This is a genomic window from Streptomyces sp. NBC_01471 (assembly GCF_041438865.1).
GTDB lineage: Bacteria > Actinomycetota > Actinomycetes > Streptomycetales > Streptomycetaceae > Streptomyces.
In genome coordinates this window covers 90307-112894 of sequence record NZ_CP109451.1, presented here as the reverse complement: position 1 = coordinate 112894, position 22588 = coordinate 90307, and the positions used below count along the sequence as shown (strand labels likewise).

The 22588-nt window shown below is 68.5% G+C and carries 23 protein-coding genes and 2 pseudogenes; 16 read left to right on the top strand and 9 right to left on the bottom strand.

All coding sequences use genetic code 11. From position 1 onward, the window contains the following. Positions 1-23: 23 nt before the first annotated feature. The gene (locus OG285_RS36355; RefSeq protein ID WP_331760129.1) at positions 24-1256 is read right to left on the bottom strand and encodes an MFS transporter; all 1233 of its coding nucleotides are present in this window, start codon (positions 1254-1256) and stop codon (positions 24-26) included. Between the two features lie 190 nt (positions 1257-1446). On the opposite strand from OG285_RS36355, the gene OG285_RS36350 reads away from it, so the two are divergent. Further along, positions 1447-1890: a MarR family transcriptional regulator gene (locus OG285_RS36350; RefSeq protein WP_331760128.1), complete on the top strand. Its 444-nt coding sequence runs from the start codon at positions 1447-1449 to the stop codon at positions 1888-1890. A 563-nt stretch (positions 1891-2453) separates the two neighbouring features. On the opposite strand, the gene OG285_RS36345 is transcribed toward OG285_RS36350, so the two are convergent. Then, on the bottom strand, positions 2454-3071 hold the full coding sequence (locus tag OG285_RS36345; RefSeq protein ID WP_331760127.1) for a TetR/AcrR family transcriptional regulator: 618 nt from the start codon (positions 3069-3071) through the stop codon (positions 2454-2456). A gap of 155 nt (positions 3072-3226) precedes the next feature. Here OG285_RS36345 and OG285_RS36340 point away from each other — a divergent pair, with 155 nt between their 5' ends. The 5 genes from OG285_RS36340 to OG285_RS36320 all read left to right on the top strand — a co-directional run bounded on the left by OG285_RS36340 (position 3227) and on the right by OG285_RS36320 (position 6690). Next, the gene (locus OG285_RS36340; protein ID WP_331760125.1) at positions 3227-3856 is read left to right on the top strand and encodes an MSMEG_1061 family FMN-dependent PPOX-type flavoprotein; all 630 of its coding nucleotides are present in this window, start codon (positions 3227-3229) and stop codon (positions 3854-3856) included. A gap of 12 nt (positions 3857-3868) precedes the next feature. Then, positions 3869-4777, top strand: coding sequence for a PDR/VanB family oxidoreductase (locus OG285_RS36335; protein ID WP_331760124.1), 909 nt, complete (start codon positions 3869-3871; stop codon positions 4775-4777). Between the two features lie 70 nt (positions 4778-4847). After that, positions 4848-5066, top strand: coding sequence for a hypothetical protein (locus OG285_RS36330; RefSeq protein WP_331760123.1), 219 nt, complete (start codon positions 4848-4850; stop codon positions 5064-5066). Between the two features lie 16 nt (positions 5067-5082). After that, the gene (locus tag OG285_RS36325; protein ID WP_356830470.1) at positions 5083-5568 is read left to right on the top strand and encodes a hypothetical protein; all 486 of its coding nucleotides are present in this window, start codon (positions 5083-5085) and stop codon (positions 5566-5568) included. Positions 5569-6168: 600 nt separating this feature from the next. Next, positions 6169-6690 carry a GNAT family N-acetyltransferase gene (locus OG285_RS36320; RefSeq protein WP_331760121.1) on the top strand — a complete coding sequence of 174 codons (522 nt, stop codon included), beginning with the start codon at positions 6169-6171 and terminating at the stop codon, positions 6688-6690. 368 nt (positions 6691-7058) lie between these two features. Here the strand turns inward: OG285_RS36320 and OG285_RS36315 are convergent, their stop codons facing one another. Together OG285_RS36315 and OG285_RS36310 are read right to left on the bottom strand one after the other, a co-directional pair. After that, positions 7059-7886 (bottom strand): lipase family protein, encoded by an 828-nt coding sequence (locus OG285_RS36315; RefSeq protein WP_331760119.1) that lies wholly within the window; start codon positions 7884-7886, stop codon positions 7059-7061. A gap of 78 nt (positions 7887-7964) precedes the next feature. Next, positions 7965-8531, bottom strand: a complete 567-nt coding sequence (locus tag OG285_RS36310; protein WP_371793709.1) for a Rieske 2Fe-2S domain-containing protein — start codon at positions 8529-8531, stop codon at positions 7965-7967. 67 nt (positions 8532-8598) lie between these two features. On the opposite strand from OG285_RS36310, the gene OG285_RS36305 reads away from it, so the two are divergent. Next, positions 8599-10266 carry a flavin-containing monooxygenase gene (locus OG285_RS36305; protein WP_371793708.1) on the top strand — a complete coding sequence of 556 codons (1668 nt, stop codon included), beginning with the start codon at positions 8599-8601 and terminating at the stop codon, positions 10264-10266. 319 nt (positions 10267-10585) lie between these two features. Here OG285_RS36305 and OG285_RS36300 read toward each other — a convergent pair whose 3' ends face one another. Next, complete coding sequence (locus OG285_RS36300) at positions 10586-11449, bottom strand: NAD(P)-dependent oxidoreductase (protein ID WP_331760116.1); 864 nt, start codon at positions 11447-11449, stop codon at positions 10586-10588. A gap of 127 nt (positions 11450-11576) precedes the next feature. Here OG285_RS36300 and OG285_RS36295 point away from each other — a divergent pair, with 127 nt between their 5' ends. Both OG285_RS36295 and OG285_RS36290 read left to right on the top strand, forming a co-directional pair. Then, positions 11577-12425: a helix-turn-helix transcriptional regulator gene (locus tag OG285_RS36295; protein WP_331760535.1), complete on the top strand. Its 849-nt coding sequence runs from the start codon at positions 11577-11579 to the stop codon at positions 12423-12425. Positions 12426-12498: 73 nt separating this feature from the next. Next, positions 12499-12696, top strand: coding sequence for a DUF4158 domain-containing protein (locus OG285_RS36290; RefSeq protein WP_331760114.1), 198 nt, complete (start codon positions 12499-12501; stop codon positions 12694-12696). Positions 12697-13102: 406 nt separating this feature from the next. Here the strand turns inward: OG285_RS36290 and OG285_RS36285 are convergent, their stop codons facing one another. The 3 genes and pseudogenes from OG285_RS36285 to OG285_RS36275 form a co-directional block, all read right to left on the bottom strand. Further along, positions 13103-13849 carry an SDR family oxidoreductase gene (locus OG285_RS36285; RefSeq protein ID WP_331760533.1) on the bottom strand — a complete coding sequence of 249 codons (747 nt, stop codon included), beginning with the start codon at positions 13847-13849 and terminating at the stop codon, positions 13103-13105. A 69-nt stretch (positions 13850-13918) separates the two neighbouring features. Continuing rightward, entirely contained in the window at positions 13919-14989 is a 1071-nt protein-coding gene (locus OG285_RS36280; RefSeq protein WP_331760112.1) for an aldo/keto reductase, read from the bottom strand. A gap of 129 nt (positions 14990-15118) precedes the next feature. Continuing rightward, a pseudogene (locus OG285_RS36275) lies at positions 15119-15310 on the bottom strand (SDR family NAD(P)-dependent oxidoreductase); the annotation flags it as partial. Between the two features lie 138 nt (positions 15311-15448). Between OG285_RS36275 and OG285_RS36270 the strand changes: the two are divergent. Beyond that, positions 15449-16012 (top strand): TetR/AcrR family transcriptional regulator, encoded by a 564-nt coding sequence (locus tag OG285_RS36270; RefSeq protein ID WP_331760110.1) that lies wholly within the window; start codon positions 15449-15451, stop codon positions 16010-16012. 15 nt (positions 16013-16027) lie between these two features. Here the strand turns inward: OG285_RS36270 and OG285_RS36265 are convergent. After that, positions 16028-16872 (bottom strand): annotated as a pseudogene (locus tag OG285_RS36265) (IS5 family transposase). Between the two features lie 322 nt (positions 16873-17194). On the opposite strand from OG285_RS36265, the gene OG285_RS36260 reads away from it, so the two are divergent. The 6 genes from OG285_RS36260 to OG285_RS36235 all read left to right on the top strand — a co-directional run bounded on the left by OG285_RS36260 (position 17195) and on the right by OG285_RS36235 (position 22573). Continuing rightward, complete coding sequence (locus tag OG285_RS36260) at positions 17195-18466, top strand: RICIN domain-containing protein (RefSeq protein WP_371793707.1); 1272 nt, start codon at positions 17195-17197, stop codon at positions 18464-18466. A gap of 385 nt (positions 18467-18851) precedes the next feature. Further along, the gene (locus OG285_RS36255) at positions 18852-19016 is read left to right on the top strand and encodes a hypothetical protein (RefSeq protein WP_356830453.1); all 165 of its coding nucleotides are present in this window, start codon (positions 18852-18854) and stop codon (positions 19014-19016) included. A gap of 153 nt (positions 19017-19169) precedes the next feature. After that, complete coding sequence (locus tag OG285_RS36250) at positions 19170-20078, top strand: zinc-binding dehydrogenase (protein WP_331760103.1); 909 nt, start codon at positions 19170-19172, stop codon at positions 20076-20078. 70 nt (positions 20079-20148) lie between these two features. Continuing rightward, positions 20149-21066, top strand: coding sequence for an AraC family transcriptional regulator (locus OG285_RS36245; RefSeq protein ID WP_331760532.1), 918 nt, complete (start codon positions 20149-20151; stop codon positions 21064-21066). A 392-nt stretch (positions 21067-21458) separates the two neighbouring features. Next, positions 21459-22091 carry a DUF6000 family protein gene (locus OG285_RS36240; RefSeq protein WP_331760102.1) on the top strand — a complete coding sequence of 211 codons (633 nt, stop codon included), beginning with the start codon at positions 21459-21461 and terminating at the stop codon, positions 22089-22091. Continuing rightward, positions 22091-22573 carry a hypothetical protein gene (locus tag OG285_RS36235; RefSeq protein WP_331760100.1) on the top strand — a complete coding sequence of 161 codons (483 nt, stop codon included), beginning with the start codon at positions 22091-22093 and terminating at the stop codon, positions 22571-22573. The genes OG285_RS36240 and OG285_RS36235 overlap by 1 nt, the downstream gene beginning before the upstream one ends. The last annotated feature ends 15 nt before the right edge of the window (positions 22574-22588 follow it).

Sequence of the window (22588 nt, the reverse complement as noted above, 5' to 3'; positions counted from 1 at the left end):
GGCAAGGGCAGGCGGAGCAGGCTTCACGTGGTGCCCGCTGCCCGGCGCTTCCTGCTGGTGCGGTCGGTGGTCCAGGCGAGCGCGGCGATGACGGGGAAGGCTGCCGCGGTGAGGGTGACCGCATGCCAGCTACCCAAGTGGTAGGTGAGGGTGCCAAGTTGGGAGCCGATGGCGCCGCCGATGAAGAAGGTGGCGATGTAGACGCTGGTGATCCGGGCGCGGGCGTCTGCGTCGAGTTGGTAGATGGTGTGCTGTCCGAAGATCAGGGAGCACTGCACGGCGCAGTCCAGGAGGACGGCGGCGGCGGCGAGGACGAGGATCTGGTGGGCGGCCAGGCCGGCCCAGATGAGGGTGGCGGAGGCGAGCAGGCAGGTCACGGGGGTGAGTCGGTGGGCGAGCCCTCGGTCGGCGAGGCGGCCCGCGAGAGGGGCGACGAGCGCGCCGGCGGCGCCGACGATGGCGAACAGGCCGACCTGGAGCTGGGAGTAGTTGTACGGCGCGGTGGTCAGGACGTAGGAGATGGTCGTCCAGAACGCACTGAAGGCCGCGAACATGCAGGCGTGGTAGAAGGACCGGCGGCGCAGCTGCGGGTGCACGCGGATCAGGCGGGCCGTGGAACGCAGCAGCGCGGTGTAGGAATCGGTGCTGGTGGGGGCCCGGTGGGGCAGCGCGCGGCGCAGGACAAGGGCCAGGATCGCCATCAGGGCGGCGGAGACCAGGTAGACGGCGCGCCAGCCTGCGACGTCCGCGAGCAGGCTGCCGACGGTGCGGGAGAGCAGTATCCCGGCGAGCAGTCCGCTCATGACCTTGCCCACCACGGCGCCGCGCAGGTGATCGGGGGCGAGGTCGGCGGCGTAGGGGACGAGGACCTGCGCGACGACGGAGGTGGCTCCCGCGACGAGCGCGGCGACGAGCAGGACGGCGAAGGTGAGGGCGAGGCCGCCGGCGGCCATGGCCAGGGCCGTGACGGTGAGCAGGACGGAGACCAGACGGGAGTTCTCGATGCGGTCGCCGAGGGGGACCAGGAACGCCATACCGGCGGCGTAGCCGAGCTGGGTCAGGGTGATCAGCAGGCCGGCGGTCGAGTCCTGTAGCTGGAAGGTCCGGCGCAGCATCTCCAGGAGCGGCTGGGCGTAGTAGAGGTTGGCCACGGTCAGCCCGCAGGAAGTGGCCAGGAGTACGACCAGCCAGCCGGGCAGGGTCTTCTGCCGAGCGTCTGACTCCGGTGTGGCACGGGCGGCTGTGGGCACGGGCATGGTCTGTCTCCGGATGCGGATGTGGGGAGGGCGGAAGCCGAGTCGACTCCACGGAGCGGCCGGCCCAGGACCTGTGCCCTGGACTGATACGGACACCTCGATCGCTCGAGTGAGCTGCCGACTGGGTTGGAATCAGGATTCTATATTGAACTTTGGTTCAATATAGAACGCGACGAGTACAGTGTCAAACATGAAGAACTCGGGCGACCCGCTACCGCAGGGGATCGAAATCGGTGCACTGTCCAGGATCATTCGGCACCACTTCGCCGACCGGATCGAGCAGGTCATCCACCCTCTGGGGCTCACCCTCGGGCAGTGGACGGTGCTGCGGGAGCTGAAGCGGACACCCGGCGCCTCCGCCTCGGAGCTCGCGCGCGCCGCGGTCCATACGCCGCAGGCCGTCAGCCGTCTCGTCCGGACCCTGCAGGAGGAGGGGCTGGTGGAGCGCTCCCAGGCCCGGGGCCGGGTGGTGGACAACCATCTCACGGCCAAGGGACACAAGGTGATGGATGAGGCCTTCATCCAAATTGAGGCCCGGCTGGCTCCGGTACTTGAGAAGTTCGACAGGGCCAACGCCGAGGAGTTCCGCCGTCTGTCTCATCTCCTCATTCAAGCCCTGGAAGACCCGGCCTGAGCCAGATACCCGGGGGCCCAGGGCCGGGCTGCCGCGCGAGGAGTTGATAGAGATCACGGCGGAGCAGCGCCCGGTGTCCATGCCCTGATCTTGCCCTTGAGGTCGGCGAAGACGATGACGCCGGAGTCCCAGTGGCGGTCTTGGTGAACTCGCCGCCGCAGGTGGTCAGGCGGAGCTCGGACTTGCCGTTCTTCTAAACCCTGCCTGTCGGGAACTTGTCCTTTGCTGGCAGCAGAAGGGTCGCACCAGCGCTGACCAGACGGTATGGCCAGCGAGTTGGCAAGTTGCTTGACTCTGGACCGTGAACGGTGCGGATCGTGGACGGCGGCTGTGTGCGGGAACGGTCTTGAGGGGGCCGTCCGGCAGGAGCCTCAGATGGTCACCACGCCGGCGCTGTGAGACTGGCGGCATGTGCGGGGCCATCGTGAAGTCCTCGCCGTGGGAGGCGACGCGCTCGATGAGAGGCCCCCGGAGGCAGCCACCGGTCAATTGGGTCCAGGTTGTCGGCCAGTGTTCGGCGAGGCGAGGATCTGACGGTGGGACACCGGTCGCCGTCGTCCTGCTCAGCCCCGCAAATAGCGGGTCACCATCGCCACGAGTTCGTTCTCCAGCCTGGTGGTGTCGACAGGGTCGGGCTCGGCGACGAGCGGGTGCACGATGAATTCGATCGCCGACACCGCGAGCCGTGCCGCCATCGCGGTGTCGGCCACCCGGACCTCCGGATGGCGCTCGAACAGCTCCCGGACGTACTCGATGTCCGCCTCCTGGAACCGGGCGATCTTCTCCAGCAGGGCGGCCGACAGCGGGGGCTGTTCCATCATGACGCGCAGCAGGTGCGGATCCTCCAGGTGGTTCTCGATCGACGTCCGCACGAACAGGCGGATGATCGCTTCCAGCGACTCCGGCAGCGCACCGCTGCGGCGGCGGCTCATGGCCGCGGCGCCGGCGTCGAGGTGCCGGGTCACCAGTTCGGCCAGGATGGCGTCCTTGTTCGGGTAGTACTGGTACAGCGAACCGATCGAGACCCTGGCCTGTTCGGCGATCCGGTTGGTGGTGCCCGCGGCGTAGCCGTGCTCGGCGAAAACGTGAGCAGCCGCGGTGAGGATGCGCTGCCGGGTGAGCTCCGCGCGCACCTGGCGTGGCTCTTTACGTGGCTGAAGTCGTCGTTTCTCCGACGTCATGACACCCCTTTCGAAGCGGCGCCAAAGCGAGTAGCGCGTGAACTGAATAATTGCTCATAATAGTGCCATGACCTGCGGCTGAGCCGAGTTCTCCCGCCGCGCCGACTGCGCATCCCCGTGCATCCCACCCAGGAAGAATCCGAAAGGAGTCTGTTATGACGCATACCCGCGTCCGGCCACGCCGGGTGGCGCCCGCCGAGGTCCGCGCCCGGCTGGGCGAGCCCGAGGCGATGCTCAAGGAGAAGAAGCAGGATCACATCGACGCCTTCTCCCGCCGCTTCATCGCGCATTCCCCGTTCCTCTCGCTGGCCACCTCCAGCGCGGACGGACACCTGGACTGCTCACCCCGCGGCGACTACCCGGGCTTCGTGAAGGTGCTCGACGAGCACACGCTCGCCATTCCCGACCGGCCCGGCAACAAGATCGCCGACTCCTTCACCAACCTCGCCGAGCACGACGGGGTCGGGCTGCTCTTCCTGATCCCCGGCGCCCGGGAAACATTGCGGGTCAACGGACACGGCTATCCCACCGACGAGCCCGATGTACTCGCCCGGATGCAGACCGAGGCGCGCGAACCCGTCCTGGCCATCATTGTCGAGGTGGCCGAGGCGTACTTCCACTGTGGTCGCGCGCTGATCCGGTCCCGGCTGTGGGATCCCGCGAGCCAGGCGCTGGCCGACGAACTTCCGTCGGTGGGTGAGGTCGCCGCTGCCCAGTTCGGCGTCGACATCGATCCGGTGATGCTCGAAGCGGGGCTCGAAGCCGGCTACCGCGAACTGTACTGACGGGGGATTTCCATGCAACAGACGGTTATCGACCGGATCGAAGAGATTGCCGACGACGTCGTGGCGGTGGCCCTGCGCGGTGCCGCCGGGCCGCTGGCGCCGTGGCAGCCGGGAGCGCACATCGACCTCACCCTGCCGAACTGGCTGACGCGGCAGTACTCGTTGTGCGGTGACCCCGCGGAACGCGACCGGTATCGCATCGCGGTCCGCTTCGAGCAGCTCAGCCGGGGCGGCTCGGAGTACGTGCACCGCTTCCTGAAGCTCGGCCGGACACTCGAAGTCTCCCTGCCACGCAACCACTTCCCGCTGGAACCCGCCCCGGAGTACCTCTTCGTGGCCGGCGGGATCGGCATCACACCCATCCGGCCGATGCTGCGCTCGGCGACCGAAAGGGGCGCCCAGGCGACACTGGTGTACGTGGGCCGATCTCGCGCCTCCATGCCTTTCGCCGACGAGCTACGCGCCGCATACGGCGACCGGGTGACCATCGTTGCGACCGAAGAACACGGCAGGCCGGATTTCGCAGCAATGGCAGCCGGTCTGGGTCCCCGCGCACTGGCCTACTGCTGTGGCCCCGCCTCGATGCTCGACGCGGTCGAGGAGGCGTTTCCCGCCGGACGGCTGCACGCCGAGAGGTTCCGGCCCACCGCGCGAGAATTCGCACCGGACACGGCGTTCGAAGCGGTGTGCGCCCGAAGTGGACAGACGATCCAAGTCGACGCCGGGAAGTCGTTGCTGGACGCGCTGAACCACGCCGGCCGGCCGGTCCCGTCCGGCTGCCGCGAAGGTGTCTGCGGCAGCTGCGAGCTCAATGTCCTGGACGGCGAGCCCGACCACCGCGACGACATCGGCGCACCCGAGAGCCGGATGTACCCGTGCGTGTCCCGCTCGCTTTCGCCACGCCTGGTTCTGGACCTGTAGGACGGCTCCCTGGAGCTGTTGCCCCGACCGCGGGACCTTCGCGTACGGGACCGCGTCCTCAAGGCTCGCGGTGGCTCAGGACGCGGGTGTCGGGGGGCAAGGACAGGGCTGGCTCGGCGAGGTCGCTGCGATCGAGGCCAGCTTCGCCGGCGCCGAGCAGAAGCTCGCCGCCATGCGCGACCTCGCGGCCCGGCACACCACCGTCCACCTGGGCGTGCCCGATTTCCGTGGTGCCGTCGCGTGCATCGGCTCGGAGCAGCGAAATGAGGATGCGAAGCAGCAGTCCTGAACACTACAACGGGGGGATGACCGTCTTCCTCTGTTCCAAGTGCGGCACCGCCATCACGCCGGAGCTGGCCGAGCTTGCCGCCGTCCCTGAGGTCTCGGACGGCGAGCGGGACCGGGACAAGGAGACACGCCGAACGCCTTCCACCGTTCCGCGGGGCCACTACGCGATCGATCCCGAACCCTGGGGACCTCCCTACGTCGTGCAGGACGATCAGGAGGACCCGAAACCGGCTCAGTCGCGCGGACCTGTGGTCTGCCGCGAAGAGGGCTTCGTCATCTCGGCCGGCACGCGACACACAGTGCTGGTGCATCCCGACGACGCCACCGGCCTCCAGCCGCTGCCCAACTGGGCGAACAGCAATGGGTGCTGTGGGCCGACAGGCGACGAGGGACTCAACCGAGCCTGCCCCTGCGGCGTTCCGGTCGCGACCCTCGCGGCCGACTGCTTCGGGCCCTACGAACTGCACCTCGACCGTGTCCGGACCTACGCGTTCTCCCAGTAACACCGCGGGGGGCGCGTGGAGACGACGCGCACGACGCGCCCGAGGGAGCCCGGGGCTCGCCCACGAGTCTTCGCAGGTGTTACTGCTTCATCGCGACGAGTTGGCCGCCGTCGAAGGTGAACAGGCTGACCGCGTCGTTGCGGAGGCTGCCGCTGGTGTCGAAGCTGAGGGGGCCGGTTACGCCGTCGTGGGTGAGAGCGGCCAGGCGCGGGCGGTAGACGCCGGGCTGCGGCGGGATTCTTGCTCTTGATACTGGTCAGGATGGCGTTGAAGCCGGTCGCCTTGTCGCTGGTGTATTGCGTGGCGACGATGTTGCCCCCCCCGGCCGCCTTCACCGCCCTCGCGAAGGAACTGGCCAGCCCCGGACCGTAGGCGGTGCGGTCGTCGATCAGACCAATGGTGCGGGCCCTCAAGGCGTTCACCGCGTGTTGGGCCAGGACGGCACCGTTGCGGTCCCCCGGCTGCGTCCTCCCCTGCCGGGGCGGCAACACGTAAGCCACGGCTTCACCACCGTCCCGGCCGTTGGGACGCGGTCGGGGGGTGCCCGGCCGGGGTAATCCCGGTGCGGTCCGGCCACCGCGCGTGGTATTCCTGCCTGCCATGGACGATCTTGTGACAGCGAGGCTCGTGCTCCATCCCATGAGCGTGATCGAGGCGGAGCGGCTGGTGGCGGGCGAGCCGGACGACGGCGCCCGATGGGCACCCGGATACCCCGCCGAAGGCGACGTGTCCGGGGCCCGGCGCTTCCTGCACACCTGCGCGAACACCGGTGACCCCCAGCCGTTCGGCATGTACGAGATCCGTCACCGCCAGGACGGACAAGCCATCGGCGGCGTGGACTTCCACGGAACCGCGGACGAGAACGGCAACGTCACGATCGGCTACGGCCTCATCCCGTCAGCGCAAGGCAAGGGATACGCCTCCGAGGCTCTACGCGCGCTGCTGACGTTCGCGCGTGCACACGGCATCACCAGCGTGGAAGGCGACACCGACCACGACAACATCGCGTCCCAACGCGTCATGACCGCAGCTGGCATGCGCCTGGTCGCAGAAGACGGACGACTCAAGTTCTACAAGATCACCTGGAGCGACGCAGCTACGCGTACTGACCCACGCTCCTGAGGCTTGTCCCGTACAGGCCATGCGGACGTGGACGGGGTTGGACGGGATAGGTGTGATGTGCTCAGCCGGCGGCTTTCGGGGCGTCCAGTGCCCGGGAGAACTCGGCGAGCCTGTGGAAGTCGCGCTCCGCTCGAACCGACCCGCGGGTTGACGTGGTGGAGCGGCCCGTCGACATCGAGAATCAGCAGTGGCCGCTTCAGGGACTCCCGTGGGCCGGCTCCGGCTCTTGCGGTCGACGTGCCCGTACCGGTGGCAGGTCTGTTGGGTGTGGGCGGGGTCGAGCGCAGTGACCGTGACGCCGTGTCATGTGGCTCTGTACCGCGCGGTGGGACGCCCCCGGGCGGGGTCGCGAAGCCGAGCGCCGGTACTCAGCCGGTCGGGGTGAGGTTCTTTTCGAGCGCGGCGATGTAGTTGGGGAGGTGGTGGTCCTTGATGGCGTCGGTTTCGGTGGCGAACAGGTCGGCGGCGAATCCTTCTGCCCGGTCCTGGAGTGATGCGAGGAGCGGCATGCTCTGGTGGAGTTTTCCGTCTGCGTCGATGTAGCGCAGGGCGTTGACGTGGGTGTAGGCGGGTTCGGGCGGGAGGTGGGGGACGATGTCGTTGTTGTTGACGAAGCGGTAGCAGCGGTCGGCGAATGCCTGGTTGTGCGCGTGGGCGAGGAGACGTTCGCAGGTGCGGGGCTGGCCGTAGGTGTACACGCCGTCGGCGAGGAGCCGCGGTGCTTCGAAGTACAGGCGGGCGCCGGCCAGCATCGCCAATGCCGCACCGAGGCTGTGACCGGTGAACCAGATGCTCTGCCCCCGGTCGCGGAACTCCAGGACCGTGTCGCGGACGTGGGGGTAGACGGACTCCAGGGCTTGGTGGAAGCCGTAGTGCACGAAGCCTTTGTTCCCCGGTCCGGGAACGGGCGGGGTGTCGACGTCGGTGAGCCAGTCGCGGATCTTGGCGACCTCGGTTCCGCGGAAGCCCGTGACGATCATCTGGTCGCTGGCCATGACGTAGGCCTGGGTGTCCTCGATCGGGAACGGCATCTTGTGGCTCGACTCGAAGTACCGCACCCGGCTGAATCCCCAGGCATGGGCTTGGGTCTCGATGCCGTCCTGGTCCAGGGAGGCCAGCCCGGCCGCCCGGCCCATCCAGTAGGCGTGCGGCAGACAGTAGCGGGTCGTCGCGTGGTCCAGGGCGGGAATGGTCATCGGTGTCCTTCACGAGAGTCGGTTCCGGTTGCCAGCAACGTAGCCACACGCTGAACACGGCGGTACCGGACGCGCTCGTTACCACCCGGACGGGCGACCGGCCTCGCACCGGTGCCACGTGGATGTGGGCGGCCTGGCTGCTCGTGAGCCGTTCCAGGGCGCGGGCTGTTGAGGTCGAGGTCGCGCGGCCCTCTGCCTCCGCCCCAGGTTCGACGTGGCCGTGCTCCTGTCGGTCGACCGCCACGTTCCCTCACGGTTCCGGGTAGAACTGTCGGGCCCAGTGGCGGGGTTGTGGTGTTGCAGGCGGGCGCGTGGGGGCGGGCCGTCGGGCGTGGCGACACAGGTGCCATCGGGGCCGAAGACGAAGTGATGGAAGGGGCATACGACATTCTGGCCCTCGACGGTGCCGCCGGCGCCGAAGTGGGCGCCGAGGTGAGGGCAGTAGGGATGTACAGCGCGGGGCCGGCCATAGCGGGTGCGGTAGAGGACGATGTCCTCGTCCATGAAACGGCGGGTCACGACCTTGCCAGGGGGCAGTTCTCGTGAGCGCGCCAGGCAGAACCAGCCACTGGGGTAGGGCAGATGCCGCTCGGGCTGGTCGGCGTCGGCGTGGGGAGCACGAGGTCGGGGAAGGTCGCCCCTCATCGGCATGGTCGGTATCCAAACACAGGAGAACGCACCGCATTCCGATGTACCCAGCAAGATCACCCTGATGAGGTATCTGCCGGTCATCTCAATGCGAGTGATCGCGGGCAACCCTAGGATCGTCGCTCTGAGCAAACGGTCGGGGGTGGCCTGGCAGCAGCGCCGGGATGCTCACGACGCAGACAGGGGGCGCGTGCTGGTGGCCGACGACAGCATCGAACACCATCGTGAAGCGGAAGTCGTCGTCATCGGAGCCGGCCTCTCCGGCGTGGCCGCCGTGATCGCGCTGCGCCGGGCCGGCTTCAACGACGTCGTCGTGTTGGAGAAGTCAGGTCGGCTCGGCGGGACTTGGCGCGACAACACCTACCCCGGATGCGGCTGCGACGTACCGGCGGTGCTGTACGAATACTCCTTCGCACCCCACACGTGGAGCCGGGGCTTCGCCGACCGGTCCGAGATCCTCGACTACCTCGACACCACCGCGGCAACGCACGGCGCGCACAAGGCGATCCGCTACAACACCGAGGTGCTGAGCATCCGCTGGGAGCCGGAAGCGCACCGCTGGAACCTGCAGACCACATCGGGCACGTACACCGCCCGCGCCGTGATCCTGGCCACCGGCCCCTGGCACCAGCCCCGCCGGCCCGACATCCCCGGCCTCGACACCTTCACCGGCACCGCCTTCCACTCCGCCCGCTGGAACCACGAAGTCGACCTGACCGGACGGCGCGTGGCAGTGGTGGGCACCGGTGCGTCCACGGTCCAGTTCCTGCCCGAGATCCAGCCGAAGGCGGCTCATGTCGACGTCTTCCAAAGCACACCGCAGTGGGTCCTTCCGAAGCCCGACTACCCCCTCCCTCCGGGGCTCCACCGGTACTTCGAACACCACCCGGCAGTGCGCCGCGCACTACGCGGCCTGCACCACTGGACCCAGGAGGCCATCGGATTCCCCCTGCGCCACCCCCGCCTGCTGCGGCCCTTGGAGGCCCTGGCCCGCCTCCATCTGCGTGCCTCGGTACGGGACCGCGCTCTACGCCGGGCCCTTACTCCTGACTACCGCTTCGGCGGCCGCCGCCTGATCACCTCCGGCACCTACTACACCGCCCTCACCCGGCCCAACGTACGGCTGCATCCCACCCGCGTGACCGCCGTGGAGGGCTCCGACGTCATCGGCGCCGACGGCACCCGCACCCGCGCCGACATCATCGTCCTCGCGACCGGATTCCACATCGGCGACATCCCGCTGGCTCCCCGTCTGCACGGCACCGAGGGCACATTGGCCCAGAGCTGGACCGACGACCGCCGTTCCTACCTGGGTACCAGCGTCAGCGGATATCCCAACCTCTTCCTGCTCATCGGCCCGAATCTGCTCACCGGAACCACGGCCGTCCCCACCGTCCTCGAAGCCCAACTCCGCTACATCACCGCTGCCCTCAACCAGCTGCGCGCCAGTGGGGCATCTGCTCTGGACGTCAAGCCTGAGGCCGAAGCAGCCCACCAGCGGGCTCTGCACGAGGCGCTGCGCAACACCGTCTACAACGCCGGTGGCGGCACCGGTTACTACTTCGGCCTCCCGGGCGTCAACACCTTCTGCTGGCCCTGGTCGACCGCCAGGCTCGTCAAGCGCCTGCACGCCTTCGACCCGGACGTCTACACCTGGTGGCTGCCGCTGCCGGCCCAGGCTGATGCCGAGCGCGACGGTGTGCCCGCCCACCCCTCGGACCGACTCCGGTAGCCCCCGGTCACGCGCGCGTCGACAGCACGGCCATCGGGTAGAACGGGCGAATCCAGCGGCGTCAGACGTCGGAGAGCCTGTCGCCCCGGCCGGCCGGGCCGTTCCAATACCACGCGGTGTCACAGAATTTCTGATGCCACCCCTTGCCTTGCCCACCGCACAGGGACAGCAGACGTGGGTGGCCGGCGCCACGACAGCCTTCTCCGTAAGCGGGCCAACTCCACAGGTCAGCGGCTTGCGCCTCACGGCGCCCGGGTGCCGGCCGTCACTGCGGTCGGAACGGGAAAGAGGGATCAGGCACTCAACGGCTGCCCATCGGCTACAGCGCCCCGGCGTCGCGGGCGGTCCAGACCGACGGGTAGACCGGGCGCCAGCCCAGGTCATCGCGCAGCGGGAGGTTGTCGCTGACACCGCGCCACGGGTCGGGATCCTGTCGGTCAGCGGCGCCGTCGGGCAGCGGGACTCCGGCCAGCCGGTACAGGTCGAAGGCGGTGACCGGGGCGTCGTCGGCGGCATGGAAGATCCGGCCTTCGACACCGGGCACGCGCAGCGCCCGCCAGAGAGCCTGGGCCACGTCTGCGTGGTGCACCATCGGCATCCGCTGGTGAGCGGCCCAACCGGCAGCGAAGCGCAGGGCCTGGGCCAGGTGGGGGTCGCCCTCGCCGTAGACGAAAGCCAGCCGGACCGTCACCAACGGCAGGCCTTGGGTCGTTCGCAGTACTTCGAGTGCGGCGTCGGCCTGGGCCTTGGAGGCCGGGTAGACACCGCGGTCCTCACCGGGACACGGTTCGTCCACCTCCTGGGCGGGACGGCCGCGGCCCGCTCCGTAGACCAGATTGGTGCTGGTCTGCACGAAGCGACTGACACCCGCGGCCAGTGCCTGGCGGGCCAGGGCGACGGCGGCGTCGCGGTTCACTGCCCATGCCTCCGCGTCCGGCACGTCACGGAAGGCGGCGGCGACATTGACGACCGCGCTCGCGCCGTCGAGCGCCCTGGCCCGGTCGGCCTCCTCGCGCAGGTCGCCGACGACGACGTCGGCGCCGAGCGCGGCGAACTGCTCTCCGCGCGGCGCGTCCCGCACCAGTACCCGCACCGTCTCCCCGTTGGCGGTCCACTGCAGCAGCCGCGGGACGAAACGCTTTCCCACCTGGCCGGTGGCCCCGGTCACCAGAACGGTGTTCATCGTCGTGCTCCCTCACTCGCCGGATCTGACTCCACTGTGGCACCGGTCCGCAGCGACGGGAGAGACCCGGTGATCCTGGGATCGGGAATCCCTGGATGAGTCGCCGCAGGAGATGGATGCTTGGGACATGGACCGCGCCCAGCTCGCCGACTTCCTCCGCCGCTCGCGGACCCGCCTCGCACCGGCCGACGTGGGCCTGCCGGACCAGGCCCGGCGGCGCACCCCCGGACTGCGACGCGAGGAAGTCGCACAACTGGCCGGGATGTCCGCGGACTACTACACCCGGCTGGAACAGTCGCGCGGCCCGCACCCGTCCGCGCAACTCCTGGGCGCGCTGGCCCGGGCGCTGCGGCTGACCGGCGACGAGCGCGACCACCTCTACCACCTCGCCGGGCAGGCCCCGCCGCGTGCCTCCAGCGGCAGCGGCCACGTGAGGCCGGGGCTGCTGCTGATCCTCGACCGGTTGCACGACACCCCGGCGCACGTGATGTCCGACATCGGGGACCTGCTCGCGCAGAATGCCATGTCGATGGCGCTGATCGGCGACAACAGCAGCGCACCCGGCATCGAACGCAACATGTTCTGGCGCTGGTTCACCATGCCGGACTTCCGCATGCGGTTCACTGCGGACGATCATGACCGTCTGGGACGGATGCACGCAGCGCAGCTGCGCTCGGTGGTCGCCGCCGGACCGCACGACACCCGCGCACGGGCGCTGGTGCGGAGGCTACTGGCAGCCTCGCCGGAATTCGCGGAGCTGTGGGCGGCGCATGACGTCGCGGTCCGACGCAACGACACCAAGACGATCGTCCATCCGCTGGTCGGTGAGATCGAACTGGACTGCGAGGTGGTGCTGAGCCCCGACCACGGACAGCGGCTGATCGTCTTCACCGCCCGCCCCGGCAGCATCGCCCAACAGCGCCTGGAACTGCTGCGGGGCGGCATCATCCCCCTCAGCTGCGCCCGGGTGGTCTGAACCCGGGCCCGCGCCACGTACGACATGCGCAGTCTCTGCGCCGTGGCGCGTCGGGGTGGGGCGAGGAGTACGGGTGCGGCAGGACTGGGAGCCGGAGGACCTGATCGAGGTCTGGACGCTGCTGGAAGACGACATGAAGCGGGTGCGGAACAAGTCCGGGGCGACTCGGCTCGGGTTCGCGCTGCTGCTGAAGTTTTTCGAGGTGGAGGCCCGGCTCCCCGAGTCGGCCCAGGAGGTGCCGACCGCCGCGGTGGAGTACGTGGCGACATGAACAGACGCCTCGACCTGGACCTGACCGCCCGGGACGCCGTGCCCAGGCCGCACGCTCCCGGGGGCAGACCGGCGGCCCTGGGGTGAGGAGCTGGGGCTCCGATCGCCTACGAACAGCATCTGGTCACCAGCACCCTCGCCGCATAACGACACAAAAAGGTGTCCACTTCGCGGGGGAAGGTTCAGTCGGCGTGTCTTCATGGGCCGCGACAACCTCCCGGTGTGAGCAGCTTGACGCCGTCGCCGCCGAACTCGATGGCCGCCCACGCAAAACGCTCGGCTGGGAAACCCCAGCCGAGCGCCTGCCTAAACTGTTCGCGGCCTGATCGACACGACCACGTATTGCAGCGCCCCCTGAAACCGCCGTGGCAGCGGGCCTTATGCCCGTGGCGGGAGGGCAGACGAGCTCAGAGCTGGGTTTCGCCGCCGTCCACGGCCAGCTCGATGCCGGTGGTGTACGTGGCATCGAAGGCGAGGAATGCGGCCGCCTTGGCGAACTCTTCGACGGTGCCGTAGCGCTTCATGGGGTTGCTCGCGGTCCGCTCCGCCCTGAACTGGCTGGCGGCCTCTTTGGACAAGTTCATCGTTTCCAGAATCCCCGAGTCGATGGGACCCGGGCTGATCGCATTGACACGGATTCCCCGCGGAAGCAGCTCGCGGGAGAAGGTGCGGGCCATTGAGCGCAGCGCCGCCTTGCCGGCCGCATAGACGCTGGTGTCCACCATGCCGATGACGTTCGCGATCGAGGTGGTGAGGACGATGCCGGCGTTCGCGCTCAGCAGCGGAGCGAGCTTCTGCACCGTGAAGAAGGCGCCCTTGACGTTGATCGCGAACAGCTCGTCGTACACGTCCTCGGTCGTCGACTCGAGGGGCGTGAGGGGTGAGATGCCGGCGTTGACGAACAAAGCCTCGATCGAGCCGAGCTCGCTCTTTACACGGCCGGCGAGTATATCCAGGTCGGACAGTGAGGCCACATCCGCCTGGACGGCCACGGCATTCTCGCCGAGCCGCTCGCGTGCCGCGTTGAGCTTGGCCTGAGAACGGCCGGTGATCACCACGCGGGCTCCGCCTTGCACCAGCAGCTCCGCCAGCGCGAGCCCCATGCCGCTGCTGCCACCCGTGATCACCACATTCTTGTCGCTGTACTTACCCATGCCGAGGTTGCTCCGTTCCCTCATCAAAAACGTGGTGATATGTCTGGATGCCGTGGTTCATGAAGTGAATCAACGGCGATTTTCGATCTTCATGTCGCCTGTGGTGACCGTGCGGATGTGATCGCTGGCGAGCAGGTCGTGCGGATTGCCGAGGTCGATGGCGCTGACCTCGTCGAGGCGGGCCAGCTGGGAAGGAGTGAGGTCGACCTGCAGGGCACCCAGGTTGTCCTCCAGCTGCGCGAGGGTGCGGGCGCCGATGATGGGTGCCGTCACGCCCGGGGCATTCAGGGTCCAGGCCAGTGCGACCTGGGCGGGTGTGCGGCCCAGCTCCGAGGCCACCTCCTTCACCGCATCGGCAATGGCGAGGTTGCGGTCGGTGACCCATCCCAGGGCGGCGTTGAGGCTCTTGCGGTTGCTGGCGGTTTCGCCGACAACGGAGCCCGTCGGGTTCTGGTCCTCCCGGCTGTACTTGCCGGTGAGCAACCCGCCGCCCAACGGGGAGAAGGGGACCACGCCGAGTCCCATCTCGCGTGCCATCGGGATCAGGTCACGCTCTGCGGTGCGCTCGATCAGGCTGTACTCGGTCTCCAGTGCGACCAGTGGCGACCAGCCGCGCAGGTCGGCGATCGCCTGCATGCGCGACACCTGCCAGGCCGGGGCGCTGGCGATCGCCACGTACAGCACCCTGCCCTGCTTCACCAGGTCGTCCAGGCCCCGCAGGATCTCCTCCACCGGCGTCCTGAAGTCCCATGCGTTCACGTAGAGCAGATCGATGTAGTCGGTGTTCAGCTGCCGCAGACTGGCTTCCACCGACGCCAGCATGCTCTTGCGGTGGGTACCCCCGGAATTCGGGTCACCGGGCTGACGCAGCGTCGAGTACTTCGTCGCCAGCACCATCTTGTCGCGGTTGGTGCGGGCGAATTCGCCGAGCAGTCGCTCGGAGCTGCCGTTGGTGTAGGTGCTGGCGGTGTCGAAGAAGTTGCCGCCGAGCTCGGTGTAGCGGTCGAAGAGCTTGCGCGCCTCGTCGCGCTCGGCGCCCCAGCCCCACTCGGTGCCGAAGGTCGCCGTGCCCAGCGCCAGCGGTGAGACCCGGAGTCCGGAACGGCCCAGCAGCCGATAGGTGTCGAGAGTGAGTGCCATCGTGTTCTCCTGTGAGGTGCGGTTCGTGGCGTTCGAAAGGTGCGGATTGGTGGTCGACTCGCCCGGGTTTCAGGCGCCGAGCCCGTAGCCACCGGCCACGGTGATGTCCTGGCCGGTGATGTGGCCGGCGGCGTCGGTGTCGGAGAGCACGCGCCCGTCGGATCGGACGACAAGCACGGCGCCGGGGAGTTCGGACTGCGCCCGCGCGAGGGACTCGGGATTCTGTCCCGTGACCGCGACCTGGCAGCCGCGGGCGTGCGGCAGCTCGGCCGTCGCTCTGCCGATCCCGGTCGTTCCCCCGGTGATGAGAGCTGTAGGCATGGCGAACCTTTCGTCGCTGAAGGGACGGGTGGGACCACCGGTAATCGGGGAACTCCCCGGTTGTCTCACCGTACACTGAACCGGGGACATCCCCGAATCGTTTCCGAGCCTCATCCGACACTCACGATCGCGAAGGTCATGACACCTCCACGCAGCACCCTGCGCGCCGACGCGCAGCGCAACCGCGAGCAGCTGATCGCCACGGCCGCCGAAGCCTTCGCGTCCGGACGCGCGATCTCGCTGGATGCGATCGCCAAGCGCGCGGGAGTGGGGAACGCCACCCTGTACCGGCACTTCCCCACCCGAGAGGATCTGGTCGAAGAGGTCTACCGGGACCAGATCCGGCCCTTGCGCGAAGATGCGCGCACCCTGCTGGCCACCGAGCCACCCGCGCAGGCCCTCCACGCGTGGATGCTCCGATTCGCCGACTGGGCCGGTGAACGACGCGGCATCTGCGAGGCCCTGGTCGCCATGAGCGCTTCCGGCCGCTTCGGCACCGGACCGGTCTGCGACGAGGTCCAGCAGGTCCTGGCGATGGTGCTCGAAGCCGGCGCCACAGCAGGAGAACTGCGCAGCGACATCGACCCGGTCGAGGTAGGCGGCATCCTCGCCGGTTTGCTCTCCGTGGCCGGCGCACCCGAGCAGCGCCCCCAGCTGAACCGAATGCTGGACGTCGTCGTCGACGGACTCAGGCCCCGCTAGGCCGTTTCTTTCGGATCATGTGGCTGACCAGATGAAGATGGCGGCGAGGTGGAGTGCGGCGAGGTAGCTGGTTGCGGTCTTGTCGTAGCGGGTGGCCAGGCCGCGCCACTGTTTGAGCTTGTTGATGCAGCGCTCGACGGTGTTCCGGTGTTTGTAGGTCTCGCGGTCGAACGCCGGGGGTCTGCCGACACGGTGGCCGAGCCGTTTGCGGTTGGCGAGTTGGTCGGAGGGCTGAGGGATCACTGCCCGGATCCCGCGTTGCCGCAGGTGTGAACGGACGGCACGGGATGAATACGCCTTGTCGGCCGGGACGGCCTCGGGGGTCGTTCCGGGGCGGCCGATTGGCCTGGGCACCCGTAAGCGGGCCATGAGCTGGGGGAATGCGGGGGCGTCACCGTCCTGGCCGGGTGTGATGACGAACGCGAGTGGCCGGCATCTGCTGTCGGCGGCCAGGTGAATCTTGGTGGTCAGTCCACCGCAGGACCGGCCGAGGGCGTGATCGCGCGGCTCGTCGGCCGAGGCCCCTTTTGACGGGCCCCGGCCGCGTGCTGGTGGACACGGACGACGGTGGAGTCGACGGCCGCGACCCAGTCGAGGTCGCCATCAGCGCCGGCCTGTGCGAGGAGGGCGGTGAGGACCTTCTCCCAGGTGCCGTCGGCGGCCTACTTCCGCAGCCGGCTGTGGGCTCCCTTCCACGACCCGAAGCGCTCGGGCAGGTCCATCCACGGCGTCCCGGTGCGGTACTTGAACGCGATCGCGTCGATCACCTGTCGGTGATCACGCCACCGTCCGCCCCGCCGAGGCGTCCGGTCCGGCAGCAACGGCTCAATCCGCGCCCACTGGGCGTCAGTCAACGACACACATCAACCGACGATCAGATGATCCGAAAGAAACGGCCTAGCCCCGAGCCTCATCCTGCGCCACATGTCCGTTCGCCGTAGCTCTACGAGAACGGGGCCGTCAGGGGTGGATACGAGCAGGAGAAGCGGTAACGGCGATGGGAGCTGGAGGTTGCCGTGCGGCAGGAGCCGGCTCGTGTGGAGCGGGCGCGGGCCGGGCAGTCGTGGAAGATCCGGCCCCAGCGATCGACCCGGTCGGCGCTGCTGCACCTCGGCGGGTGCGGGATCTGCAGCGAGCCGTCGCTCATGGAGGTTGTCAGTGGCGGCCTGTTTCATGGCTGTCATGAACGAGAGCGAAATACAGACCGGTTTCACGGTCGACCGGGCCGCGGCGGCGATGTGGGACGTTCCGGAGCTGGAGGACCGGGCGCGAGCACTCGCGGCGATCAGTTTGATCGCCGACAAGCACAACGACCTCGGGTACGAATACGTGCCGTCGGGTTGCCCGCACGGCAGCGGTGCGGTCCTTACCGGCTATTCGGAGTCCCGTTGGGTGCAGGTGCACTTTCACGGGGACGCCGGCGCGGTGGTCTTCCTGTGGGACATCGACGCGGAGGTGCTGCTGCCCCATGAAGAGGGTGAGGCGGCGGCGGAGTGGAGGACGGTCTTCGCCCAGGTGCCCGACTCCCTTCGCTCCTGCCTGTGGAACGACTTGAGCAAGTCACCGTTCGAGGACACGGGCGTCGACCTGCCGTACATCACGGCGGTGATGTGGCGTCTCCCGGGGGACACGGCATGGCAGACCCCCGACTCTTCCTCCGACGAATCCGTCACCCCGGTCGAAGGGTGGATCGACTACGACCGGGCCGAATCCGTGCTCGCCGACCTGATCGCGCCGTCGCCGGCAACGGTCATGTTCGACGACGCACTGGGTGTGGAGCGGTCGTCGTTCGCCATTGCCGACGCCGTCCGGCAGGTCCTGGCCCTGCGCCCGTTGACCGAGGACATCGTCCGCACGCTGAACCCGGAACGCCGCCTGGCCGACGTCGCGGACGCGATCACCGCGATCGGCTACCGGCCCGCGCACCCGTATACCGCGCCGCCGCTGGACCGGGGGGTGGGAGAGGGAACCGCGCTGGTCACCGTGCCGGACTTTCGGAGCTTCACCGTGAAGCACTTCCTGCTGGAGCCGGACGGACAGGGCTTCCACCGCATCTTGGTCCACCACTCGGGCAAGGCCCTGGAAGCCGCGGGCACGACATCCGGCGCCGGCGTGGTGCAGAGCGAACCACATGACCGCGACGGCCAGAAGTTCCTCATTCAGGTCTACCGCGACAACGCCTTCCACGACTGCGGCCGGATCCCGGGGTTCAGCGATGAGTACGACGACGGGCAGGATGCCTGCGTCGAGACGGGAACCGTCTACCGGATCATCGCGAAGGAGTCCGGGCTCGCCCTCCAGGCCGGCGCATACGAGGGCGCCCCGGTCCAACTGGCCCCACCGCACGACGCCGCCATCACCCAGCGATTCAGGCGGGGCGACCTGTACGGCTACGGCCTCTGGATGTTCCTCACCCCCGAAGACATCCACAACATGATCGGCTTCCAGCAATAGGCCTCGGCCGGGGCGCAGTTGAGGGGCGGCAAGCGCTTCCCGGGCGCCCTCCCGGGAAGCGTCCGGTGATGGGCCATCTGCCCGAAGGGCTGCCCGTAAGGGAGAAGGACAGCTGCGGATCCGCCCCATTGCGGCACCACCCCCTTGCGCACCGAACGGCGGCCGGAACCGGAAACCGAGCCACACGGCTACAACAGCCCGCGTATTGCGTAAAGGTGAGGAAATTCCGAGACCGTCACGCAACACCCGGCCCGGTGGAATGGCACCTGTGAACGGCTGCCGGGGTGTGCTCTTCCCCCTGGGCCCCGGCGCAGCTCACGCCACTGACTTCTGCCCGGCCCCGCACCGGCCGGAAGTGGCAGTGGCGCGGACCCCGCTCGCCAGCATGCGCACCATCATCCAGGTGGCGCTCGCCTCACCCGAACCGGACGATCTTCGGACCGCCGGGTCCCAGCTGCTCGTCCTCAACAGACGCTCCACCGAGATCATCGAAGCCCTGCTGACCCTGGCCCGCGCCGATCACGGCTCGACGCGCCGCGAGTCGCACTGACACAGATCGTCAACTGATTGATTCTCACGGGTCTGGTCGCTGTGCCGGTCCTGCGTAGGGTTTCAAGAAGACGGCAGTGCGGCATTCGCGCACTCGATCTGCTGCAGCGCCGAGTGTTCAGGCGCACCCACGAGAGAAGGAAACAGACCCCTTATGCGCGCCCTTGTGGTCGATCACAGTGAGGCCGGACCCGTCCGGTTCGCCGATGTCGATGAGCCCGTACCGTCCGCCGGTGAGACGTTGGTGGAGATACGGCACATCGGTCTCAACTTCGGAGAGCTGAATTACGTGGACCAGTGGCCGGCCGGCGCTGTACACGGTCACGACGCGGCCGGCGTCGTGGTGCGCGCCGCATCCGACGGCTCGGGGCCGCCCGAAGGTACGCGCGTCGCAGTGGGAATGGCTCCCCACGCGTGGGCGGAGCGGGTAGCAGTCAGCCCCGCCTCGCTCGGCACCGTCCCCGAGGGCGTGGACCTGGCCGACGCCGCCGCGCTGGGGATCGCCGGAGTCACCCCGTTCCGGGTGCTGCGCAAGCGTTCCCTGCTGGCGCGCAACGTTCTGATCACCGGCGCCAGCGGGGGCGTGGGGCACTTCGCCGTCCAGCTGGCGGCGCTGGCGGGCGCCCGGGTGACGGCACTCGTCGGTTCGCCGGAGCGGGCCGCCGGACTCCGTGAACTCGGCGCCGACAAGGTCCTGACCGACTTGGCCGAGACCGGGGACCGGTTCGACCTCGTCCTCGACACGGTCGGCGGACCACTGGTGGCCCAGGCCTGGAGTTCCCTCGCCGAGGGCGGCACCATCCACCTGGTCGGTTACTCCTCGGGGCAGGAAACCACGTTCCCGTCAGGGACCTTGTTCGGCTTCGGCGAACCCCGCAGCATCGCCACCTACGGCGACATGACACCGACCAGCGGGGAGCTGACGGACCTGCTGGGCCTCATGGCCGCCGGGAGGCTCTCGGCACCGGTCGGGCTGCGAGGCGACTGGCAGGACGTGGACGAAGCCGTCCAGGCGCTGTTCGCGCGGAAGGTGCACGGAAAGGCCGTTCTTGACGTGGCCTGACGCTGTGGACGAGGACACATGCGCCCCGCCCGCCGGTGGGCGGTTCGCCGTGGTGGACGAGAATAAACCCATGGATGTGCTGGCGGAGGTCCTGCGGGTTTCGGGTGCGCGTGGGGCACTTGGGGTCATGCTGAAGGCCGGAGGAACCTGGGGCCTGCGGCTGGACTCCTCTCCAGGAGCGGCACTGCACGTGGTGTCCCGCGGCACCATGTGGCTCCATGTCCCAGGCGAGAAACTTCGTCAGGTGCAGGCCGGAGACGCCGTCCTGGTGTCGCCGGGCACCGCACACGGGATAGCCGGCCGTGCCGGCGCGACGATGGGTTCCTGTGACCGTGAGGCGGCGGCCCGGTCTTTTGGCGATGGCCGAGCCCTGCGTCTGGGCTCGGCGCCGGTGGAGACGGAAGTGATCGTGCTGCACTACGAGCAGGACCCGGAGGTGCGCACACCGGTGCTTACCTCCCTCGCCCGGCCGATGCACATCACAGCCCGGGAGAACGCGCAGCTCAGAAGGACCGTCGAACTTCTCGCTGCGGAGCTCGCGCAGCCGCAGATCGGCACCACCGCCGCCATCAACAGCATCATCGACCTTCTGCTCGTCCAGTTCGTACGCGCCTGGCTGGCCCGCCACCCGCAGGAGCAGTCCGGCTCATGGCTGGGAGCGATGCGTGATCCGGTCGTGCGCGACGCTCTGGCATGTGTCCACGCCCAGCCGGAACGCCCCTGGACCACGGAGACCCTGGCCGCTGCGACGAGCGTCTCCCGGGCGACGCTGTCCAGGCGCTTCCGGTCCGCCCTCGGACAGACGCCGGGCGCGTACGTGACGCAGTGGCGCATCGACCTGGCGTCCGTCCGGCTCCGCGATACCGATGAGCCGGTCGAGTCGATCTCCGGCGCGGTCGGATACGGCTCTCCGCACGCTTTCAGCCGTGCCTTCAGACGTGCCCGGGGCACGGCCCCTGGCGAGTACCGTTCTCGATTTCGCAAGTGATCCGGTCCCGGGCCTGGTGTGCTCGCATGTTGAGGTGTCGCGTACTCCTCGTTGAGGCCGTCCATGGTGTCACCGTGTGTGGCCGCGGGAGGCGTATCGGCTTCAGGCTCCTCCAGCTTCAGTGACCGGGCGGGGGGCTGTCCTGCCGTGGTAACCGGGCGTCTTCGCGATGACGGGGGCGGGGCTTGGAGGACGAGCTGGCGGATCGCTGGGGCCCTGCCGCGCTGTGGCGGGATGCCGATCTCCCGCAGGTGGACTTGGAGACTGCCCGGATTCATCGCCTGTCCGGGCTGGCGGCCGGGGAAGAGCCTTCTCTGTACTAGCGATCACCAGTCGGCGACCCCTCGGGCAAACCGCTGGCAGCTGGGCATTCGCCGGGCAAAGATGCTGCCATGCGTAGTGCCACCACTGACCCTGAGCTGCTGGGCTTGGTCCGCCGATTCGTCACGCCCGGGCGGAGGTACCTTCGGTTGGGTGGAAGCTTGCTGCGGTTGAGCGGGCCCGAGCGCGAGGTGTTCACGAGAGAGTTGGTCCAGGCTGCTTCGGAGATCACGTCCGCTGAACTCTGCGTCCTTTTCGAAGGCGGGTGGCGAGAGCGTAAGACCGCTTCCTGGCTGGTCGTTGTAGCTGGCAGGACCGAGTTCCGCAGCCGCATCGGCGAGCTCCTGCTTGCCAGCGAAGGGCCCTATGCCGGCGGGGCCTACTGCGTCACCCTCGCCACGTTCGGCACCGGTGCGGACGCCGATTTGCTGTGCAACTACCTTGATCACTACTTGGCCCGGCCTGACCTTGACTACGACCAGAGCCTTGCCCTTGGCGCACTGCTTCACCTCGATGCCGCCCTCGGATCCGAGCGCGCATCCCGATACCTTGCCGAAGGCGGCTTGTGGCAGCAGTGGGCCGACGCTCCGCCGCGCAGGGACCGGGATCCGCAGGAGTATCGGCAGGTCATGGACCAGCTGTGCTCCTTCGCCAGCGAGTGCGCTGAACTCTTCGCCTCGCTGAAAGCAGACAGTGATTCCTGATGCCTGACCTGCTGTGGGATGACGTCAAGAACTTCTTCGACCCCAACTTGATGGGCACCCTGCCGGACGTGAGTATCGCTGATGCCTCCGTCGATGACTGGCAGGCGGTGCTCGACTTGGTGCGCTCACGGGGTTGGACGTGCGAGTACTCCGAAGACGGTGCCGCGCTGTGGCTTCCACGGGCCGAGAGGATGCTGGCTCGGGGCGTCGAGGCCAGTGTGATGTTGAGGGTCTGGCCGGTTCCGGGAGTATTGGCGATCTTTCGCCCCTATGCGGCCGACTCGATCGACTTCGACGTTGACCTTCGTGAGCTCCAGGGCCAGGCGCGACTGAACGTGCTGTGCAGCTTCCTACGGGTGATCGGACGGGCCATGAGCAAACCTGTGCTGTTCGCCCCGGAAACCGACCCCGGTCACCCGGTGATCGGCTTCGACGTCGAGGCGGACCGGGTAGTGCTGCTGGCTGACCCGCACTTCACCTGACCGCACCCCCGTCCC